Here is a 19,088-nt window from a genome sequence, read left to right on the forward strand (position 1 = left end):
TCAGTCACGCGTGAGCTTGCGGTAGGAGGACCGCGACGGATTGGCCGCATCGGCGCCGAGGCGTTCGATCTTGTTGGCCTCGTACGCCTCGAAGTTGCCCTCGAACCAGTGCCACTGGTCGGGGTGATCCTCGGTGCCCTCGTAGGCGAGGATGTGCGTGGCGATGCGGTCGAGGAACCACCGGTCGTGCGTGATGACCACGGCGCAACCGGGGAACTCGAGAAGGGCGTTCTCGAGCGAGCTCAGGGTTTCGACATCGAGGTCGTTGGTGGGCTCGTCGAGGAGCAGCAGGTTGCCGCCCTCCTTGAGCGTCATGGCGAGGTTCAGGCGGTTGCGCTCACCGCCGGAGAGCACCCCGGCCTTCTTCTGCTGGTCGGGTCCCTTGAATCCGAACTTCGACACGTAGGCGCGCGACGGGATCTCCGTCTTGCCGACGGTGATGATGTCGAGTCCGTCGGAGACGACCTCCCACAGAGTCTTCTCGGGGTCGATCGCGGCGCGGGACTGGTCGACGTAGCTGATCTTGACCGTTTCGCCGATCTTGAGCGAACCACCGTCGAGCGGCTCGAGACCCACGATCGTCTTGAAGAGCGTGGTCTTTCCCACACCGTTCGGGCCGATGACACCGACGATGCCGTTCGGGGGCAGGTTGAAGCTGAGGTTGCTGATGAGCGAGCGGTCACCGAAGCTCTTCTCGAGCTTCTTGGCGTCGATGACGATGCCGCCGAGACGCGGACCCGCGGGGATCTGGATCTCGTCGAAGTCCAACTTGCGCGTGCGCTCGGCCTCGGCCGCCATCTCCTCGTAACGAGCCAGGCGCGCCTTCGACTTGACCTGGCGGCCCTTGGCGTTGGAGCGCACCCACTCCAGCTCCTCTTTGAGGCGCTTGGCGAGTTTGGCGTCCTTCTTGCCCTGGACCTCGAGACGCTGACCCTTCTTCTCGAGGTACGTCGAGTAGTTGCCTTCGTAGGGGTATAGATGACCACGGTCGACCTCGGCGATCCACTCCGCGACGTTGTCGAGGAAGTACCGGTCGTGGGTGATCGCGATGACCGCGCCCTTGTAGGCCTTCAAGTGCTGCTCGAGCCACAGCACGCTCTCGGCGTCGAGGTGGTTGGTGGGCTCGTCGAGAAGCAGCAGGTCGGGCTTCTGCAGCAGGAGCTTCGCCAGCGCGACACGACGACGCTCTCCACCGGAGAGCGGAGCGACGGAGGCGTCGGCCGGCGGGGTGCGTAGGGCGTCCATCGCCTGGGCGAGCTGCGAGTCGAGATCCCAGCCGTCGGCGGCGTCGATCTCTTCCTGCAGCGTGCCCATCTCGGCGAGGAGCGCGTCGAAGTCGGCGTCCGGATCGGCCATGAGGGCCGAGATCTCGTTGAAGCGATCGAGTTTGGGCTTGATCGCCACGCCGTCCTGGATGTTCTCCAGCACGGTCTTGGTGTCGTCGAGCTCGGGCTCCTGCATGAGGATCCCGACGGTGAAGCCCGGGCTGAGCCGCGCTTCTCCGTTGGACGGAACGTCGAGCCCGGCCATGATCTTCAGGATCGTCGACTTACCCGCACCGTTCGGTCCGACCATGCCGATCTTGGCACCGGGCAGGAACGACATCGTGACGTCGTCGAGAATCAGCTTGTCGCCCACAGACTTGCGAGCGCGGACCATGGAGTAGATGTATTCCGCCATAACCCTCTCAGTCTAGGGGCGATGGGACATTCCGCTGACGTGCCGTCAGCCCTGCGTCACCAGTCGATCGCCCTCGTCTGGCCGATCAGGCACCCGCCGGACGACAGGCCCGGCAGCACCGCGGTGACGGGGTTGCCGATCGAGGGACCGACTTGGCCGACGAGACACTGGTCGCCGAGCCGGACCGAGAACTCGATGCTCTCCGCGGGGTTGCCGACGGTCGTCTGGTCGGCAGTGACCTGCATCGCTGCCTTGTCGAAGCCCGCCGCCGCCAGGGCGTCGATGTAGGCGCGTCCGGCGACCTGGTTCGGCCCCGACCAGACGCCGCGGACGACCTGCGTGAAGAACGGCAGGTTCTCTTCCGCCGTTCCCCCCGCGACCAGCGTCGGCGTCGCGGCGGCCGTGGGAGTCGAAGAGGGCGTGTCGACGACGGAGGCGGACGGTTCCGTCGTCTCGACGGGACCGGGGGTGGGCGACTGGCCGGTGCAGCCCGCGAGGCCCAGCACCGCGACGAGGGTCAGGGCGGCGAGGGGACGACCGAGAAGGCGAGACACGCGACCGAGTCTACGTACCCTCCCGCGCTGCTCCTGGCTGCCGCACGCGGACGTGCGTGGCCCCGGCCCCGCGCCGCCTCGAAGACCCGCGTCAGAACGGACCGCTCGACCCCGCCTCCGACGACGAACCGCCGTCGGCCGGGGCCGCACCCGCACCGGCCATCTCGAGGCCGGGTGCACCCTCGTCTGCTCCACCGGGAATCGCCCAGGCCTCCTCCGCCGACGGATCCGCCGCCTCATCCCCTGTCGCGGCGGGGGATCCCGACGCTTTGGCCGCCTTCTCGAAGCGCGTAGTGCCCCAGCGCAGATCATGGCCGATGGCGTCGGCCACCACGTCTGCGCTGATGCCGCGTTTGACCTCGTTCTCCCACTCGCGCAGACGCAAGCGACCGGTCAGAACGACCCGCTGGCCCTTTCTGAGCGAGTGCAGTGCGTGTGCCCCCAGGTCACCGAACGCGGAGACGTTGTAGTAGTTCGTGTGACCGTCCACCCACTCCCCCCGCTCGCGGTCGAGCTTGCGCTCTCCGACTGCGAGGCGGAACGCCGCGATGGGACCTCCCCCGCGCGTGGAGCGCTGCTCCAGTTCTCCGACGATGTTGCCCACCAGGGTGATGTGATCGCTCATGTTCGTGGTTCCTCTCGACGTGGTGTGCGCTCCGGCATCCGTGTGCCCGACGGATGCCGGAGCCAGGCCCAGAATGACCGGACCGGGCCGGTCCTTCGAGGCGGTTCCGCAACTTTGTGGAGGGATCGGGCGGTTTCTCACCTGGGGAGGAGGCACTCACTCGCTCGCCCCGGTCAATGTCGGAGGTTGGTTCTACCGTCGTCGCATGAGCACGGCACTGTGGAACGATCTCGCTCCGGCCCCGCGTCCGGCCGGGTGGGGAGCGGCGACGCATGTCGCCGCGGGCCTGTGGCGCATCGCCGATCCGCGCGGCATCGTGGTCGGCCACATCCGCGCGATCGCCGCCGACGGGGGCTGGCGATACGCCGCGGAGCGGTTTCACACCGCTTCCGGAAGCTTCCGGCGCCTCGGGGAGTTCTGGTCCTCCGCAGACGCTGTCGAGTGCCTCCGTTACCTGCGCTGAGGCCCGGGGCCGGGTTCAGGACGCAGCTCCTCGCGCGAAGTCGTATCGGGGCTCACACCACGGTCGCGAAGTCTGTGCGCGAGGGAATCGCGCCTCCCCCGCGGACGTCGTCCCATGCCTCGCGCAGAAGCGCGACAGCCCGCTGCAGGGTCGACGGGGCCGCGGTGAACGGGACGCGCAATCGTCGGTCATGCCCCCCTTCGACCGCGAACCGCGACCCCGCCGACAAGGCCAGTCCGCGCGCACGCGCGGACATGACCAATGGAGTGCTGAGCGGCTCGCCGATCCCCACCCACAGCGACACGCCGCCGTGCACGTCGGGGACGTCCCACTCGGGGAACACCCGCCGCAGTTCTGGAACGAGGCAGTCGCGACCGGCTCGCAGGAGCGTCCCACGCTGCGCCGCGATCTCACCGAGACGAGGAATCAGCCGGGCGGCGACGGCCTGTTCGAGCTCGGGGGTGCCCAGATCGTGCACGGGGCGACCACTCGCCAGTCGACGCACGATGTCGGGCGCCGCGCGTACCCATCCGATACGCAATCCGCCCCACACCGTCTTGCCGAGGGATCCGACACGGATGACGCGCTCATCGTCCGTGAAGGGCGCCGGGCCGACTGCGCGGTCGATGTCCAGCTGGGCGGTGGTCTCGTCGATCACCAGGAGCGTGCCGACCGAACGCGCGCCGATGAGAAACGCCTCGGTCTCCGCGGCGGTCATCGTCCTGCCGGTCGGGTTGTGGAAATCCGGCATGAGATAGGCCAGCGAAGGCAGGGCTCGCGCGAACGTCTGCTCCGCTCGCTCCAGATCCCACCCCTGAGCGGGCGCGACGGGCACCCCCACGAGGCGGGCGCCGACACGGCGGAAGGCTTCGGCGGCGTGCGGGTAGGTGGGAGTCTCGATCATGACCCGATCCGCCCGGTGGAGCAGGACCGAGGCAATCAGATGGATGGCGCTCTGAGCGCCCGTGGTCACCAGAATCTGATCGGGCGAGGTCGGGAACCCCCGATCGCGATAGTGCTCGGCGATCGCCTGGCGCAGCCCGAGATCGCCGACGACGTCGTAGCCGATCCGCGCGACGAGCGCGGGGGCGTCTTGAACGACCTCGGCCATGACGCCCGGCAGACCGGGCCACGCCGCCGGGCTCGCCTGCTGCAGGTCGATCGTTTCGGCATCGAGCTCGTGACGGCCGGGGTCGGTGCGGCGCAGGGGCAGGGTCACGCTGCCGCTGCCGCGGAGGCTTTCGATGTGCCCGGTATCGCGAAGGCTCTGATAGGCGGCCGCCACCGTCGTCCGGCTCACCCCGAGCGCTGCGGCGAGCTCGCGCTCGGCGGGGAGCGCGGTGGCGGGAGCGAGCCGGTTGTCCAGACAGAGCAGGCGAACCCCATCGGCGAGGGCCTCGTAGGCCGGGCCCTTGCCTCGCCATCCGCCGAGAGACGAGGCGAGCGTCCTAGCCGATACGCGCGAGTCCATGCGGCCACCATAGTCGAATTGGCATCCTTCCCAAAAGCCAATCGCATGATTGGATCTGTCCATGCCTTCTCGGATCGCCCGCCTCCTCGTCGGACTCGTGTTGTACGGCCTCGGCTGTGCCGTCACCGTCGCCGCCGGCCTGGGCGTCGACCCCTGGACCGTGTTCGCGCAGGGCCTCTCCCGCGTCACCGGGATCGGGATCGGCTGGATCACGAACATCGTCGGAGTGGGCGTCCTGCTCCTGTGGATCCCGCTGCGTCAGAAGCCGGGTGTCGGAACCGTGGCCAACATCCTGCTGGTGGGCACGAGCCTTCAGCTGGCCCTGGGGTTCCTCCCCCACCCCGACGCATTCTGGCTCCAGGCGCTCATGCTGGTCGCCGGGGTCGTGCTGGTGGCCGTGGCATCCGGGCTCTACATCGGAGCCCACTTCGGACCCGGCCCCAGAGACGGGCTCATGACGGGCATGAACCTGCGCTTCGGCTGGCCTATCTGGGCCTGCCGGCTCGGCGTCGAGGGATCCGTGCTGACTCTGGGGTGGCTCCTCGGCGGCACCGTGGGAATCGGTACCGTCGTGTTCGCCCTGGGCATCGGACCGCTGGTCCACCTCGCTCTGCCCCTCTTCGCCACGCCGAAGCCCGTGAGTCGTCCGCGCGCCGCGGCGAACGCCTGATTAAGCGCGGGAGAAGCCCTACGCGACCGGGCCGGCCACCCTCAGTGCTCGCGGAACTCCGGCCGCTCGCTCCCGGGCTTCAGGTGGGAGTGCACCGCGTTCTTCGCGATCTCCATCGAGGGGTACACCCCCAACGGGGCGTCTTTACCCGCCATGTGGACGCGATAGCCGTCTGCATCCTTCTGGATCTTGCCCACGACTCCGTTGGGCCCGTAGGCCACCCAGATTCGTCGTGTCGCCGTCTCGGACATGAGCGCTCCTTTGCTCTCGATGCCCGGAATGTACCGCCGCCCCGACGGACGCGCCAGGGGCTGGCGCGGCGTGGCGGGACCGGGCGATATCCTGGGTTCGACCCCCAGTAGCTCAGTGGATAGAGCAGCGGCCTTCTAATCCGCCGGTCACACGTTCGAATCGTGTCTGGGGGACCAGAACCGGTGTCGGAACCCCTCAGTAGGATGTGGGAATGGTAAACGCCTCCGAGAACGACCGGCTCGTCTGGATCGACTGCGAGATGACGGGCCTCGACCTCGGCGTCGACGAGCTGGTAGAGATCGCGGTCGTCATCACCGATTTCGAGCTGAACGTGCTCGACCCGGGGTTCCAGATCGTCATCAAGCCCGACGACTCCGCTCTCGCCAACATGGGCGAGTTCGTCACCGAGATGCACCGCTCCTCCGGGCTTCTCGACGAGATCCCGAACGGTGTGAGCCTGGCGGATGCCGAGTTCCAGACCCTCGAGTACATCCAGCGCTTCGCACCGGTCGAGGGCAAAGCACCCCTCGCGGGCAACACGATCGGCACGGATCGCATGTTCTTGGCGAAGTACATGCCGCGGGTCGATCGCTGGCTGCACTACCGCAATGTCGATGTGTCCAGCATCAAGGAGTTGTCGCGCCGCTGGTACCCGCGCGCCTACTTCCAGGCCCCGGCGAAGAACGGCGGGCACCGCGCGCTGGCCGACATTCGCGAATCGATCCGCGAACTCGCCTACTACCGTGCCGCGGTCTTCGTGCCGCAGCCCGGTCCGACGAGCGAAGAGGCCAAGGCCGTCTCGGCCACGGCCGTGTCGTCGTTTGCGCTGGACGTATGACATAATCGTTCAGTTGTCTGCTTCGGCATGCACATGGTGGCTATAGCTCAGTCGGTAGAGCACCGCGTTGTGGTCGCGGGGGTCGCGGGTTCAAGTCCCGTTAGCCACCCCATTCCCGAAGGCCCGGCAGAGCATCGCTCGCCGGGCCTTCGTCATCCGAACCCCGCACTCCCCCGCGCCGTAGAATCGACGAAGGATGCCACGGCGAGCCGCCGGCATCCCTCAGACGGCTCGAGACCCCGGGAGGCCCGCCGTGAACGACGATGTCGACGCGCGCCCGACGCTCGAGATGGACGCAGCGTCGTTCGAGAAGCTCGTGATCGATGAGCTGGACCAGCTGCCCGACGACATGGTCGACGGTCTGGACAACGTGATCTTCGTCGTCGAAGACCGCCCGGAGGACGGGTCTCTCGATCTGCTCGGCCTGTACGACGGCTGGGCACTCACCGAGCGCGAGAGGTACGGGGTCGGCGAACTCCCCGACCGGATCATCGTCTACCGCGAGCCTCACCTCGCCGCGTGCGACGACGAGACCCAGCTGCGCGATGAGATCCACACCACTCTGGTCCACGAGATCGCACACTTCTACGGCATCGACGACGAGCGCCTGCACGAGCTGGGGTGGGCGTGATGGCGGGCCTGGCCACTCCCGATCTCGACGTCGATCTCGACACGAGCCTCACTGCCGCACCGCCGGCGTCGTGGCAGACGGTCGTGTGGAACGACCCCGTAAACCTCATGAGCTACGTCACGCACATCTTCCGCACGTACTTCGGGTTCGACGCCCCCACCGCGAACAGACTCATGCTCGCGGTTCACCACGACGGTCACGCGGTCGTGGCTCGCGGCCCCCGCGAGGTGATGGAAGCGCACGTGCAGGCGATGCACGACTTCGGCCTGTGGGCCACGCTCAGGAAGGACCCCGCGTGAACGAGCGAATCGTCGTGCTGGAGATCAGCGGCCTCGAAGCCCTGCACCTGGCCGGCATCGTCGGACAGTTCCGCGACCTCCTGGCGGACTCCCGCTCCGAAGCCGACCCCGCCATCGAGCGTCTGCTTCCCGACGCCTACCCCGACGACGCCGACGCGAGCCGTGAGTTCCGCCGCCTCACGGGCGAGGACCTCCTGGAGCGCCGATCCCAGGACGTCGCGACGGTGCTGCACACGCTCGGTCTGGACGGGGCCGACCTCGACCCCGAGAGCGACCCGGACGCGGCGATCGCCGTGGCCCTCGGCGAAACGGAGGCGCTCGCCTGGATGCGGACCCTCTCGGCGCTGCGGCTGGTCATGGCGACCCGTCTCGGCATCCAGAACGACGACGACCACGACTCGGATGATCCCCGGTTCGGCGTGTACGACTGGATCGGCTACCGACTGGACGGGCTCATCGGCGCCCTCGGCAGGGCCTGACGCGATAGGTCGTCAGTCGCCGCGCCCGCGGGGCCGTTCCGGTGTCCCTGGCGGGCAGGCGACGGCGGACGTCGTGACGCGATCCGTCGCCACGACGTACTCCCGGCACGCTCGACCCCAATAGTCGCCCGTAAGACGCAGCAGGTCGGAACCTTCCTCGACGCGGTACGAAGCCACCACGAAGGTATCGCCCTTCTGCGACAGCAGCACGAGATCGAACGGGAAGAGGTCCCCCAGCTCCGTTGCGGCGCGGGCGAGGAACGCCGCCGCCTCGCGAGAGGGATGGTCCGAGACCCGAACCAACGAGCGCAGGTGATCGAGCACCGTCTCATCTGCGAAGGCGGCCGCGGACCTGTCCCCCTCGCGCTGGAGCGGGCGGGGCGGCTCTGAAACCGCCCGAGAGGTGATCGACGCCACCACGACGATCGTCGCGAACGCGGCGAACCACAGACGTCTCTTCCCGCTCACCGGCATCCCCACTCGCCACCAATGATCAGGGAATGGACAGGACGAGGTCGGCGAGGCCCGCCGGGTCGTGAGCTGCGAGGTGGCGGTCCTCCTGGGCGGCCCACCGGGCCCAATGCGGACGGTAGGTGTCGCCATCTCGCCCGAGGGCGCGCGCCTTGCGCGACGGGAGCGGCGCATCGACCCACACCGAGACGTCGGCGAGGCGGGCGACCTCGGGCGTCAGGAGTCCTGCCCCTTCCACGACGAGCGGCAACGAAGGATCGACGGCGTACGGCTCCGCGCGCGAGCCGGTCTCCCAGTCCCATCTCTCCCATACGCCGACGAGACCACGAGCGTGCGGCGACAGGATCGTCTGCCGTGCGTACTCGACGCCGGCGGCGAGCCCGTCCCACCCGGGATACACATCGTCGAGCGCGACCAGTTGCACGCGCCCGCGCCCGGGCCACGCCGCAACGAGCCGTCGGGCCAGAGAGCTCTTCCCCGCCCCGCTACGGCCGTCGAGGGCGACGACCGGATTCGCGGCCCCGACCGCGACGATTTGCGCTCTCACCGCGGCGAGGGCCGCCGTGAGAGCGTCGTCGACCGGGTCTGCGCTACTTCTTGAGAGCGCGGATGACACGGCTGAGGGCACGGCCTGCTACCCACACGAACGGGATGCCGACGGCCAAGAGCGAGACGAGGTTCGGGTCGAACCGCAGATCGTCGCCACGACGGATGTAGGCGCCGAGCGGAAGGGTGTAACCGCCCCCGCCGCCGCCGCCGTTCCCCTGCTCGTCGGAGCCGCCGCCGTACCCGGCCCAGACGAGGGCGACGGGGACGATGCGCACACCGTCGACGTCCTGCTGCTCGCCATAGGCGGAGTTGACGCCGAAGCTCGTGGCCTGCTTGCCGAGTTCCAATGCGATGTTGGGCATGAGCCCACCGTAGCGGCCCGCCGGCGACCGGCCCAGGGTGTTGCATACGGCGTCCGGCCGTGTACCAGAAGCCGACGGAGCCCTCCACGACAGGTGGCGGGTCAGTGATCGTACGACGGGCGGGGATTCGTCGGCAGCGCTCCCCCTCCGCGCGACGGCCCCAGAAGCGATCCCCGTGTCACCGCCCCCCGACCGAAGCGCGCCGTGGCACCGTCGAGGGCGCCTTCGACGCGGCGCCACTCGGCGTCGTCATCCCACAGGGTCGCAGCCATCACCGCGGGCTTCAGATTCTCTCCGCGGACACCGACGAGGCGCACGGCCTGCCGGCGCTCGAGCCCGTCGAAGAGCTCGATCGCCGCGTCGCCGATGCGCTGGCCGACCGATGTCGGCTCCTTCAGCGTGCGCGAACGGCTGAGGGTCGTGAAGTCCGAGAAGCGCACCTTGATCGAGATCGTCGACGCCTCATACTGCTGCCCGCGAAGACGCGCCCCGACCCGATCGGCCAGCCGTCGCAGCTCGACGTGCAACAGGCGCGTGTCGGAGATGTCGGTGTGGAACGTCTCTTCGTGCCCAATGCTCTTCTCGGTGCGGCCCGTGTGTACCTCGCGAGCGTCGATCCCGCGCGAGAGGTGCCAGATCCGCTCCCCCATCGCCGCACCGAGGACCTGGTCGAGCGCGTGCCGCGGGGTGTCGAGGACGTCGGAGACAAGACGGATGCCGCGCGATTCGAGTGCTTCGGCGGCCTTCGGCCCGACGCCCCACAGCGCCCGCACCGACCGAGGGCGAAGGAACGCCTCGGTGTCGGCGGCCGCGACGACCAGCAGTCCGTCGGGCTTCGAGATCGTCGAGGCCATCTTGGCGACGTGTTTGGTCGCGGCGACGCCGATACTGCAGGTGAGCCCCGTCTCGGCCTTCACCCGCGCGCGAAGGTCGCGGGCGATCGTGCCGGGACTCCCCCAGAGTCGTCTCGCGCCGCGTACGTCGAGAAAGGCCTCGTCGATCGAGAGCGGCTCGACCAGCGGCGTAACGTCGTGGAAGATCCCCATGACCTGTCGCGACATCTCTGTGTACCGGTGATACGGCGGATTCACGACGATCGCCGTCGGGCACAGTCGCAGCGCGATGGCCACCGGCATCGCCGACTTGACGCCGTATCGGCGCGCTTCGTACGAGGCGCTCGAGACGACACCGCGCCCCTCGGAGCCGCCGATGATCAGCGGCTTCCCCGCGAGCGACGGATCGTCGAGGACCGCGACGGAAGCGAAGAACGCGTCCATGTCGACGTGCAGAATACCCGCACCCGTGTCGTCGGCGTCGGGGCGCGAGACGATGCGTCCCGTCCCATCACCTCGTCCCATGGCATCCATTCTCTCCCGGACCTCCGACATCGGATCCGGCCCCGCAGAGGGAACACCGCGAACAACGGATGCCACGACCCCGAGCCGCACGAGACGGCCGAGGTCGTGGCATCCGGAGTCCTACTGCGCGGCGGCGCGCTCCAGGACGAGCTCGCGCACGCGCGCGGCGTCGGCCTGGCCCTTCATCGCCTTCATGACCGCGCCGATGACGGCGCCGGCGGCCTGAACCTTGCCGTCACGGATCTTCGCGAGTACGTCGGGCTGAGCCGCCAGGGCATCGTCGATCGCCGCGATGAGCGCTCCGTCATCCGAGACGACGGCGAGACCGCGGGCGTCGACGACCTCCTGCGGGGTGCCCTCGCCGGCGATGACACCCTCGAGCACCTGGCGCGCCAGCTTGTCGGTGAGGGTCCCGGCGTCGATCAGCTTCTGCAGGGCGGCGACGTTCTCGGGCGATACGAGATCGGCGGCGTCGCGCTCCTGCGCGTTGGCGACGCGGGTGATCTCCCCCGTCCACCACTTGCGAGCAGAAGCCGGCGCAGCACCCGCGGCGATCGTGTCGGCCACCGCGTCGAGCAGTCCGCCGTTGGCGACGTCCTGGAACTCGAGGTCGGTGAAGCCCCACTCGGCCTTGAGCCGACGACGACGTGCCGCCGGTGGCTCCGGCAGTGCGGCGCGCAGCTCCTCGATCAGCTCGGGAGCGGGCACGACCGGCAGCAGGTCGGGCTCGGGGAAGTAACGGTAGTCGTCGGCATCCGACTTCGGACGACCCGGCGAGGTGCGACCCGTGTCCTCGTGCCAGTGACGCGTCTCTTGCGTGATGGTGCCGCCCTTGGCGAGGATCGCCGCCTGACGCTGGATCTCGTAGCGCACCGCACGCTCCACCGAACGCATCGAGTTGACGTTCTTCGTCTCGGTGCGCGTGCCCAGCTTCTCCTGGCCGCGGGGGCGCAACGAGACGTTGGCGTCGCAGCGGAGGTTGCCGCGCTCGAGCTTGGCCTCGGAGATACCCAGACCGCGCACGATGTCGCGGATGGTCGCCACGTACGCCTTCGCCAGAGCGGGAGCGGCGTGCTCGGCGCCGAAGATCGGCTTGGTGACGATCTCGACGAGGGGGACGCCCGCGCGGTTGTAGTCGACCAGCGAGTACTCGGCGCCCTGGATGCGACCGGTCGCGCCGCCCATGTGGGTCAGCTTGCCCGCGTCTTCTTCCATGTGCGCACGCTCGATGGGCACGGTCACGATGGTGCCGTCTTCGAGTTCGACCTCGACCGAGCCCTCGAAGGCGATCGGCTCGTCGTACTGGGAGATCTGATAGTTCTTACCGAGATCGGGATAGAAGTAGTTCTTCCGCGCGAACCGGCTCGACGCAGCGATCGAGCACCCCAGCGCCAGGCCCAGGCTGATCGACGAGCGGATCGCCTCGGCGTTCACCACGGGAAGGGCTCCGGGAAGACCCATGTCGACCGGCGCGACGAGCGTGTTCGGCTCGGCACCGTGGTTGGCCTCGTTCGCGGGGTTGGGTGCGGCCGAGAACATCTTCGTGGCCGTGTTCAGCTCGACGTGCACCTCGAAGCCGAGGACGGGCTCGAACATCTCGAGCGCCTCGTCGAAGTCCATGAGTGCGTCTTTCGCCATCAGAGCGACGCTCCGTTCGTGAGGGAAGGGGCTTTGTCGAGCAGTGGTCCGCCCCATTGGTCGACGAGCAGCGCCTCGAGCGCCGCACCGACGCGGTACAGACGCGCGTCCTCGCGAGCGGGGGCGAGGAACTGGATGCCGACGGGCAGGCCGTCTTCGGCGGCGAGACCGCTCGGCACCGAGATGCCGGGGACTCCCGCGAGGTTCGCCGGGATCGTCGTCACGTCGTTCAGGTACATCTGCAGCGGGTCGTCGATCTTCTCGCCCAGTCGGAAGGCCGTGGTCGGTGCCGACGGCGTCGCGATCACGTCGACCTGCGCGAAAGCGGCGTCGAAGTCCTGCTGGATGAGCGTGCGGACCTTCTGCGCGCTGCCGTAGTAGGCGTCGTAGTAGCCCGCGGACAGGGCGTAGGTGCCCAGGATGATGCGACGCTTGACCTCGGGGCCGAAGCCCGCGTCTCGCGTGAGCGCCATGACGTTCTCGACGGTGGCTGCCCCCTGCGGGTTCACCCGCATCCCGAAGCGCACCGAGTCGAACTTCGCGAGGTTGCTCGAGGCTTCGGCGGGGAGGATGAGGTAATACGCGGCGACGCCGTACTCGAAGTGCGGAGCGCTGATCTCGACAATCTCGGCGCCCTGCGCCTCCATGGCGGCCAGCGAGGCGCGGAACGAGTCCGAGACGCCCTTCTGGAAGCCGCGGTCGTCGAGTTCGCGGATGACGCCGACCTTGAGGCCCTTGAGGACCTCTCCGGTCGCGCCCTCGCGGGCGGCGGCGGCGAACGACGGCCACGCGTCGGAGAGCGAGGTCGAATCGTTCGCGTCGTGCCCGCCGATGACGTCGTGCAGAAGCCCCGCATCGAGCACGGTGCGTGTGACGGGCCCCACCTGATCGAGGCTGGATGCCAGGGCGATCGCGCCGTAACGGCTCACGCCGCCGTAGGTCGGCTTCACTCCCACGGTGCCCGTGACGTGCGCCGGCTGGCGGATCGAGCCGCCGGTGTCGGAGCCGAGGGCGAGGGGCGCCTCGAACGCGGCGACGGCGGCGGCGGAGCCTCCTCCCGAGCCACCGGGGATGCGGTCGAGATCCCACGGGTTGTGCGTGGCGCCGTAGGCGGAGAACTCCGTCGACGAGCCCATGGCGAACTCGTCCATGTTGGTCTTGCCGAGCGGCACGAGACCGGCGGCGCGAGAGCGCGCCACGACGGTGGCGTCGTAGGGCGACATGTAGCCCTCGAGGATCTTCGACCCGCTGGTGGAGGGCATGTCCGTCGTGACGAGAACGTCTTTGATCGCCAGCGGAACGCCCGCGAGCTCGTGGAGCTGCTCGCCGGCCGCGCGACGGCGGTCGATGTCGGCCGCGACCTCGAGAGCGTGGTCGCTGACGTGCAGGAAGGCGTGGACGTCGCCGTCGACGGCGGCGATGCGATCGAGGTGAGCCTGCGTCGCTTCGACGCTCGACACCTCGGACGACGAGATCTTGGCGGCCAGATCGGCCGCTGTCAGACGGGTGAGGTCGGTCACTGCTCTTCTCCCAGGATCGCGGTCACGCGGAATCGGCCATCGGCCTGGTCGGGGGCGTTCTGCAGCACCTGATCGCGCGTGAGCTGCTGCTGCACGACGTCGGGGCGGAAGACGTTCTCGAGCGGGATCGGGTGGCTCGTCGCGACGACCTCGGGGGTCGCCACCTCGGACACCTTCGCGATGTTGTCGACGATGGCATCCAGCTGACCGGTGAGGCTCTGGACCTCCTCGTCGCTCAACTGGATCCGGGCGAGCACACCGAGATGGCGCACGAGATCAGGAGTGATTTCAGACACCCGGCAAGTCTAGTTCGCGCGCGGTGCCGCGCCCGCCTCGACCCCGCCGCGTACGCGCCCATAGGCTGGCGGGGTGACGAGCTTCGATCCGCCGCGCCCCTGGACCTCGAGCTATGCCGCGGGGGTGCCCGAAGACCTGGCGCCCCAGGACGGGTCGCTCGTCGACATCGTCGACGCCTCGGTGCGGGATTACCCCGACGCCCCGGCCCTGCAGTTCTTCGGCCGTGAGACCTCCTACGCCGAGATGTCCGACCAGATCGCCCGCGTCGCCGGTGCTCTCGCAGAGCGCGGCGTCAAGGCGGGGGATCCGGTCGCCCTCGTATTGCCGAACTGCCCGCAGCACATCGTGGCGTTCTACGCCGTGCTGCGACTGGGTGCGGTCGTGGTCGAGCACAATCCGCTCTACACGCCGCGGGAGCTCCGCAAGCAGTTCGAGGACCACGGCGCCAAGCACGCCATCGTGTGGAGCAAGGTCGTCGCGACCGTGCAGGAATTTCCCGCAGATCTGAAGGTCGGCACGCTCGTCTCGGTCGACGTGACCACCGCTATGCCGCTGCGCACCCGACTCGCCCTGCGTCTGCCGATTGCCAGGGCGCGCGAGGCCCGTGCCGCCCTGACGACGAAGACCCAGGATGCCGACCGCTGGGCCGACCTGACACGCCACCAGCCCCTTCCCGAGGCGCACCCTCGGCCGGGCTCGACGGATCTGGCGATCATCCAGTACACGAGCGGTACGACCGGGACCCCCAAGGGGGCGATGCTCACCCACGCGAACCTCCTCGCCAACGCCGCGCAAGCGCGGGCCTGGGTACCGCAGATCGTGCGCGGCGAGGGCTGCGTCGTCTACGCGGTGCTGCCGATGTTCCACGCCTACGGCCTGACGTTGTGCCTGACTTTCGCGATGTCGATGGGCGCGCGTCTCGTGCTGTTCCCGAAGTTCGACCCCGACCTCGTGCTCAAGGTGACGAACAAGCACCCCGCGACGTTCCTTCCGCTGGTGCCGCCGATCGCCGAGCGCCTGCTCGCGGCCGCGAACGAGAAGGGGGTGTCCCTCACCGGCACGGATGTCGCGATCTCGGGGGCCATGGCGCTCCCGCACTCCCTGGTCGTCCCCTTCGAGCAGGCCACCGGCGGGTTCCTCGTCGAGGGTTACGGGTTGAGCGAGTGCTCCCCCGTGCTCATGGCCAACCCCGTGGCCGACAACCGGGTCGCGGGCACCGTCGGCCTGCCCCTTCCCGGCACCGAGTGCCGCGTGGTCGACCCCGACGATCCCCGCACGGACGTCGAGCGCGGAGAACTGCTCGTGCGCGGTCCGCAGGTCTTCTCCGGCTACTACGGCAAACCCGAAGAGACCGAGGCGGTCTTCGTCGACGGGTGGTTCCGCACCGGAGACATCGTCACGATCGACGACGGCGGGTTCGTCCGGATCGTCGACCGCATCAAGGAGCTCATCATCACGGGCGGCTTCAACGTCGCCCCCACCGAGGTCGAGAACGTGCTGCGTCAGCACCCCTCGGTCGTGGATGTCGCGGTCGTCGGCGTGCCGAGCGAGCACTCGGGCGAAGAGGTCATCGCCGCGGTGGTGCCGTCGTCGCCGGGCGAGTTCGACGGCGAGGCGGTGCGGGCGTTCGCCCGCGGCATCCTGACGCCGTACAAGGTGCCGAAGCGGATCGTCGTGGTCGACGAACTCCCCCGCTCCCTCATCGGCAAGGTGCTCCGGCGCCAGGTGCGCGACAGGCTCCTCGAGGGCTGAGGACCCGGTCCCTGCTACACCCGAGCTCGTCGCGCAAGGGCAGGGGTCGAATTGGCATGGCCGGCCACGGGGTCGATACGGTGGGCGAATCCGGGCCGTGTCGTGCCCGGGTGTGACCTTGGGGGGAATCACATGATCATCAAGCGCACTCCGTTCGCTCTCGTCGCAGCCTCGGCGCTGCTCCTACTCGCCGGCTGCTCGGGCGGCGCGTCGAACACCGCCGAGTCGAGCGACAACAGCACGAACGACGGCGGTACCACCACCACGCAAGAGACCACGGCGCCCGCAGCGCCCGCCGCTCCCGCGGGCGACCAGTCGAAGGCGGAGGCCTGCGACATCGTCCGCGAGCAGTTCCAGGCGGTCAGCGGTGCGGGCAGCACGGTCGACAGTTCCGACCCGCAGGCGACGCTCACGGCGTTCAAGCAGCTCGCATCCGACGTCGGCACCCAGTTCTCGTCGATCACCAACGAAGAGATCGCGCCCGCGGCGCAGAAGGCCAGCGGTGCGCTCAGCAACTACGCCGCGTACCTCGAGACCGTCGTCGCGGACCCGTCGAAGGCCAGCGGGCTGAGCGACCAGATCAGCACTCTGCAGTCGAGCTTCACCGAGGCTGCAACGGCCTGCGCCGGCTGACGCCGGACACGACCGAGCAGAGAGGGCGGGGGCTTCGGCTCCCGCCCTCTCTCGTTCTCTCAGCCTGCGGACGCGGCGCGCTCGTCTGGCTCGGAGCTGCCCGCCTCGACCCCGTCTGTCGCGCCGTCCAGGGCCGCGGGTCCCTGCTCGACGAGGATGCGGAACTGCGCGGCATCGAGGATCCGCACGCCCAGCTCTTCGGCCTTCGCGAGCTTCGACCCGGCGCCCGGCCCCGCGGCGACGAAGTCGGTCTTCTTCGACACGCTCGATGCGGCCTTTCCGCCCGCCGACAGGATCGCCTCTTGCGCGCCCTCGCGGGTATAACCCTCGAGCGAGCCCGTGGCCACGACGGTCACGCCCGAGAGCACTCCGCCCGCGGCCTCCGCGGCCCCCGGCCCGGGGTGACCCGGGATCGAGAAGCGCACCCCGGCCGCGGCCCACCGTTCGACGATCTCGCGGTGCCAGTCGACCTCGAACCAATCGATCACGGCGTCCGCGATGATCCCCCCCACGCCCTCGACGGCGGCGAGTTCTTCGCGCGACGCCGCGCGGATGGCGTCGAGGGACCCGAACCACTGGGCCAGAGCGCGGGCCGCGACGGGGCCGACGTGACGGATGTTCAGCGAGACGAGCAGTCGCCAGAGGTCCTTGGTCTTGGCCTTGTCGAGCTCGGCGATCAGCTTCGTCGCCTGCTCGGAGGGGCGAACCTCGCGATAGTCCTTGCGGATGCCGCGCCGACGGCGCTCCGCAGGATCGAGGTCTTCGGTGCCCGGGGGGTACGTCGCGGGCGAGAGCTTCTGGAACGGCAGGCGACGCACGAGCTCGCCGGTGTCGGGGTCGACCTTGCGCTCGCCCGTTTCGGAGTCGCGCACGATCACCTCGATGGGCACGAGCTCGTCGACGGTCAGATCGAACAGCCCCGCCTCGGTGTCGAGCGGTGGCTGGTCGGGGACCTCGGGTTGGGTCAGCGCTGCCGCGGTGACCTCGCCGAGAGCTTCGACGTCGAGCGCTCCACGCGAGCCGATGTGCTCTACACGTCCACGCACCTGGGCGGGGCAGGAACGAGCGTTCGGGCACCGCAGGTCGATGTCGCCCTCTTTCGCCGGTCGCAAGGGGGTGCCGCACTCGGGGCAGTCCGCGGGCATGACGAATGCGCGTTCGCTGCCGTCGCGCAGCTCGACCACGGGCCCCAGAACCTCGGGGATGACGTCGCCGGCCTTGCGCAGCACGACCGTGTCGCCGATGAGCACGCCCTTGACCTTCACCACGTCCTGGTTGTGCAGGGTGGCCTGGCGGACGACGCTGCCGGCGACCTTGGCGGGTTCCATGACCGCGAAGGGCGTCGCACGACCGGTGCGTCCGACCGAGACGACGATGTCGAGGAGCTTCGTGTTCACCTGCTCGGGCGGGTACTTGTAGGCGATCGCCCAGCGCGGTGCGCGGCTGGTGGCCCCGAGCTCGTCGTGCAGCGCGAGCTCGTCGACCTTGACGACCACTCCGTCGATCTCGTGCTCGACGTCGTGTCGGTGCTCGCCGTGGTGCGCCACGAAGGCGAGTACCCCGTCGATCGACGACTCGACGCGACTGTACGGCGAGGTGGGCAGGCCCCAGGAAGCCAGCAGGTCGTAGATCTCGCTCTGCGCTGCGACGGGCGGGTTCTGCCAGGCTCCGATGCCGTGCACGTAAAGCTTGAGCGAGGCGATCCGCGCAAGCCCCGCCTCGAGCTCGAGGCCGCTCTTCTTGTCGATCTGCTGACGCAGACCGCCGCTGGCCGCATTGCGAGGGTTCGCGAAGGCGGGGAACCGCCGCGCCGCGGCGATCTCGGCCTTCTCTTCGTCGAACGCGCGTCCACCGCGACGACCGGCCGCACGCTCGCGCGCCTCGGCCAGCGCGCGCTCCCGGAGCTCGCCCTGCCGGCGATTGAGGTCCTCGAAGGACGCGACGGGGATGAAGACCTCGCCTCGCACCTCGACGATCGCGGGGTGGCCCTCACCCGAGAGCTCACGCGGGATGTCGGCAAGGCGCAGCGCGTTCTCGGTCACGATCTCGCCCACCCGCCCGTCGCCGCGCGTCGCGGCCGAGGTGAGCACCCCGTTCTCGTAACGCAGGCTGATCGCGAGCCCGTCGATCTTCAACTCGCTCAGCCAGTGCACCTTTCGGCCCGCGGCGGCCTCGGTCTTGACGGCCCAGTCGCGAAGCTCGTCGGGAGAGAAGACGTTGTCGAGGCTGAGCATGCGCTCGGCGTGCTCGATCGTCGCGAGATCGGTGGCCTCGGCCGCGCCCACCGACAGCGTGGGGCTGTCCTGCCCCTGCAGCTCGGGGTGAAGGCGTTCGAGCGCCTCGAGCCGGTGCATCCACCCGTCGTAGGTCGCGTCGTCGACGACCTCGGCATCGTGCCCGTAGTAGGCGTCGCGCGCGCCGACGATGCGCTGCGTGAGTTCGCCCGCCTCGGCGCGTGCCTCATCGAGGGTGAGGTCGGGAAGCTGATCGTGCTCGGTCACTCATCCAGCTTAGGGAGGGGTTCCGACATCCTCGGAGGGCCTTGC

General features: G+C 69.1%; 21 protein-coding genes and 2 tRNA genes. 10 read left to right on the forward strand and 13 right to left on the reverse strand.

All coding sequences use genetic code 11. The features are described 5' to 3' along the window. The 3 genes from ettA to AB6V29_RS02345 all read right to left on the reverse strand — a co-directional run bounded on the left by ettA (position 1) and on the right by AB6V29_RS02345 (position 2,859). Positions 1-1,680 (reverse strand): energy-dependent translational throttle protein EttA, encoded by a 1,680-nt coding sequence (gene ettA, locus AB6V29_RS02335; protein WP_369356816.1) that lies wholly within the window; start codon positions 1,678-1,680, stop codon positions 1-3. 56 nt (positions 1,681-1,736) lie between these two features. Then, a complete protein-coding gene (locus tag AB6V29_RS02340) occupies positions 1,737-2,234 on the reverse strand; it encodes a hypothetical protein (protein WP_369356818.1) in 498 nt (165 codons plus the stop codon). 91 nt (positions 2,235-2,325) lie between these two features. Further along, on the reverse strand, positions 2,326-2,859 hold the full coding sequence (locus tag AB6V29_RS02345; protein WP_369356820.1) for a single-stranded DNA-binding protein: 534 nt from the start codon (positions 2,857-2,859) through the stop codon (positions 2,326-2,328). Positions 2,860-3,064: 205 nt separating this feature from the next. On the opposite strand from AB6V29_RS02345, the gene AB6V29_RS02350 reads away from it, so the two are divergent. Continuing rightward, positions 3,065-3,322: a hypothetical protein gene (locus AB6V29_RS02350; RefSeq protein ID WP_210074748.1), complete on the forward strand. Its 258-nt coding sequence runs from the start codon at positions 3,065-3,067 to the stop codon at positions 3,320-3,322. A 52-nt stretch (positions 3,323-3,374) separates the two neighbouring features. On the opposite strand, the gene AB6V29_RS02355 is transcribed toward AB6V29_RS02350, so the two are convergent. Beyond that, complete coding sequence (locus AB6V29_RS02355; protein ID WP_369356822.1) at positions 3,375-4,793, reverse strand: PLP-dependent aminotransferase family protein; 1,419 nt, start codon at positions 4,791-4,793, stop codon at positions 3,375-3,377. Between the two features lie 61 nt (positions 4,794-4,854). Between AB6V29_RS02355 and AB6V29_RS02360 the strand changes: the two genes are divergently transcribed. Then, on the forward strand, positions 4,855-5,463 hold the full coding sequence (locus tag AB6V29_RS02360; RefSeq protein WP_369356824.1) for a YitT family protein: 609 nt from the start codon (positions 4,855-4,857) through the stop codon (positions 5,461-5,463). A 41-nt stretch (positions 5,464-5,504) separates the two neighbouring features. On the opposite strand, the gene AB6V29_RS02365 is transcribed toward AB6V29_RS02360, so the two are convergent. Further along, positions 5,505-5,714: a methyltransferase gene (locus tag AB6V29_RS02365; protein WP_210074742.1), complete on the reverse strand. Its 210-nt coding sequence runs from the start codon at positions 5,712-5,714 to the stop codon at positions 5,505-5,507. 101 nt (positions 5,715-5,815) lie between these two features. Here AB6V29_RS02365 and AB6V29_RS02370 point away from each other — a divergent pair. The 6 genes from AB6V29_RS02370 to AB6V29_RS02395 all read left to right on the forward strand — a co-directional run bounded on the left by AB6V29_RS02370 (position 5,816) and on the right by AB6V29_RS02395 (position 7,962). Then, positions 5,816-5,891 (forward strand) — tRNA-Arg (locus AB6V29_RS02370). A gap of 35 nt (positions 5,892-5,926) precedes the next feature. Beyond that, positions 5,927-6,553, forward strand: coding sequence for an oligoribonuclease (gene orn / locus AB6V29_RS02375; protein WP_267787135.1), 627 nt, complete (start codon positions 5,927-5,929; stop codon positions 6,551-6,553). 36 nt (positions 6,554-6,589) lie between these two features. Next, positions 6,590-6,665 (forward strand) — tRNA-His (locus AB6V29_RS02380). A gap of 177 nt (positions 6,666-6,842) precedes the next feature. Further along, positions 6,843-7,184: a metallopeptidase family protein gene (locus tag AB6V29_RS02385; protein WP_267789405.1), complete on the forward strand. Its 342-nt coding sequence runs from the start codon at positions 6,843-6,845 to the stop codon at positions 7,182-7,184. Continuing rightward, positions 7,175-7,483, forward strand: coding sequence for an ATP-dependent Clp protease adapter ClpS (gene clpS / locus AB6V29_RS02390; protein WP_307317068.1), 309 nt, complete (start codon positions 7,175-7,177; stop codon positions 7,481-7,483). The genes AB6V29_RS02385 and clpS overlap by 10 nt, the downstream gene beginning before the upstream one ends. Next, positions 7,480-7,962, forward strand: coding sequence for a DUF2017 family protein (locus AB6V29_RS02395; protein ID WP_267787133.1), 483 nt, complete (start codon positions 7,480-7,482; stop codon positions 7,960-7,962). The genes clpS and AB6V29_RS02395 overlap by 4 nt, the downstream gene beginning before the upstream one ends. A gap of 12 nt (positions 7,963-7,974) precedes the next feature. Here AB6V29_RS02395 and AB6V29_RS02400 read toward each other — a convergent pair whose 3' ends face one another. The 7 genes from AB6V29_RS02400 to gatC all read right to left on the reverse strand — a co-directional run bounded on the left by AB6V29_RS02400 (position 7,975) and on the right by gatC (position 14,156). Continuing rightward, positions 7,975-8,430: a hypothetical protein gene (locus tag AB6V29_RS02400; protein WP_369356827.1), complete on the reverse strand. Its 456-nt coding sequence runs from the start codon at positions 8,428-8,430 to the stop codon at positions 7,975-7,977. Between the two features lie 25 nt (positions 8,431-8,455). Further along, entirely contained in the window at positions 8,456-9,061 is a 606-nt protein-coding gene (locus AB6V29_RS02405) for a hypothetical protein (protein ID WP_369356829.1), read from the reverse strand. Then, positions 9,024-9,344 carry a hypothetical protein gene (locus AB6V29_RS02410; RefSeq protein ID WP_369356831.1) on the reverse strand — a complete coding sequence of 107 codons (321 nt, stop codon included), beginning with the start codon at positions 9,342-9,344 and terminating at the stop codon, positions 9,024-9,026. The genes AB6V29_RS02405 and AB6V29_RS02410 overlap by 38 nt, the downstream gene beginning before the upstream one ends. 101 nt (positions 9,345-9,445) lie before the next feature. Next, positions 9,446-10,702, reverse strand: coding sequence for a DNA polymerase IV (gene dinB / locus AB6V29_RS02415; RefSeq protein WP_369356832.1), 1,257 nt, complete (start codon positions 10,700-10,702; stop codon positions 9,446-9,448). 120 nt (positions 10,703-10,822) lie between these two features. Further along, positions 10,823-12,340, reverse strand: a complete 1,518-nt coding sequence (gatB, locus tag AB6V29_RS02420) for an Asp-tRNA(Asn)/Glu-tRNA(Gln) amidotransferase subunit GatB (protein ID WP_267787129.1) — start codon at positions 12,338-12,340, stop codon at positions 10,823-10,825. After that, positions 12,340-13,860: an Asp-tRNA(Asn)/Glu-tRNA(Gln) amidotransferase subunit GatA gene (gene gatA / locus AB6V29_RS02425; protein WP_369356835.1), complete on the reverse strand. Its 1,521-nt coding sequence runs from the start codon at positions 13,858-13,860 to the stop codon at positions 12,340-12,342. Before gatA ends, gatB begins: the two co-directional genes overlap by 1 nt. Further along, entirely contained in the window at positions 13,857-14,156 is a 300-nt protein-coding gene (gene gatC, locus AB6V29_RS02430) for an Asp-tRNA(Asn)/Glu-tRNA(Gln) amidotransferase subunit GatC (RefSeq protein ID WP_210074739.1), read from the reverse strand. Before gatC ends, gatA begins: the two co-directional genes overlap by 4 nt. 73 nt (positions 14,157-14,229) lie before the next feature. On the opposite strand from gatC, the gene AB6V29_RS02435 reads away from it, so the two are divergent. Next, positions 14,230-15,909 (forward strand): long-chain-fatty-acid--CoA ligase, encoded by a 1,680-nt coding sequence (locus tag AB6V29_RS02435; protein ID WP_369356837.1) that lies wholly within the window; start codon positions 14,230-14,232, stop codon positions 15,907-15,909. Positions 15,910-16,041: 132 nt separating this feature from the next. Further along, entirely contained in the window at positions 16,042-16,542 is a 501-nt protein-coding gene (locus AB6V29_RS02440) for a hypothetical protein (protein ID WP_369356839.1), read from the forward strand. 59 nt (positions 16,543-16,601) lie between these two features. On the opposite strand, the gene ligA is transcribed toward AB6V29_RS02440, so the two are convergent. Then, positions 16,602-19,043, reverse strand: a complete 2,442-nt coding sequence (gene ligA / locus AB6V29_RS02445; RefSeq protein ID WP_369356841.1) for an NAD-dependent DNA ligase LigA — start codon at positions 19,041-19,043, stop codon at positions 16,602-16,604. Positions 19,044-19,088: the final 45 nt, after the last annotated feature.

It is taken from the genome of Microbacterium sp. 20-116, assembly GCF_041079415.1.
Classification (GTDB): domain Bacteria; phylum Actinomycetota; class Actinomycetes; order Actinomycetales; family Microbacteriaceae; genus Microbacterium.

Coding starts and splice junctions, on each gene's coding strand:
- AB6V29_RS02345 (WP_369356820.1), bottom strand. CDS start 2,859: ATGAGCGATCACATCACCCTGGTGGGCAACATCGTCGGAGAACTGGAG.
- AB6V29_RS02385 (WP_267789405.1), top strand. CDS start 6,843: ATGGACGCAGCGTCGTTCGAGAAGCTCGTGATCGATGAGCTGGACCAG.
- AB6V29_RS02355 (WP_369356822.1), bottom strand. CDS start 4,793: ATGGACTCGCGCGTATCGGCTAGGACGCTCGCCTCGTCTCTCGGCGGA.
- dinB (WP_369356832.1), bottom strand. CDS start 10,702: ATGGGACGAGGTGATGGGACGGGACGCATCGTCTCGCGCCCCGACGCC.
- AB6V29_RS02360 (WP_369356824.1), top strand. CDS start 4,855: ATGCCTTCTCGGATCGCCCGCCTCCTCGTCGGACTCGTGTTGTACGGC.
- AB6V29_RS02410 (WP_369356831.1), bottom strand. CDS start 9,344: ATGCCCAACATCGCATTGGAACTCGGCAAGCAGGCCACGAGCTTCGGC.
- AB6V29_RS02365 (WP_210074742.1), bottom strand. CDS start 5,714: ATGTCCGAGACGGCGACACGACGAATCTGGGTGGCCTACGGGCCCAAC.
- AB6V29_RS02440 (WP_369356839.1), top strand. CDS start 16,042: ATGATCATCAAGCGCACTCCGTTCGCTCTCGTCGCAGCCTCGGCGCTG.
- gatB (WP_267787129.1), bottom strand. CDS start 12,340: ATGGCGAAAGACGCACTCATGGACTTCGACGAGGCGCTCGAGATGTTC.
- orn (WP_267787135.1), top strand. CDS start 5,927: ATGGTAAACGCCTCCGAGAACGACCGGCTCGTCTGGATCGACTGCGAG.
- AB6V29_RS02350 (WP_210074748.1), top strand. CDS start 3,065: ATGAGCACGGCACTGTGGAACGATCTCGCTCCGGCCCCGCGTCCGGCC.
- ettA (WP_369356816.1), bottom strand. CDS start 1,680: ATGGCGGAATACATCTACTCCATGGTCCGCGCTCGCAAGTCTGTGGGC.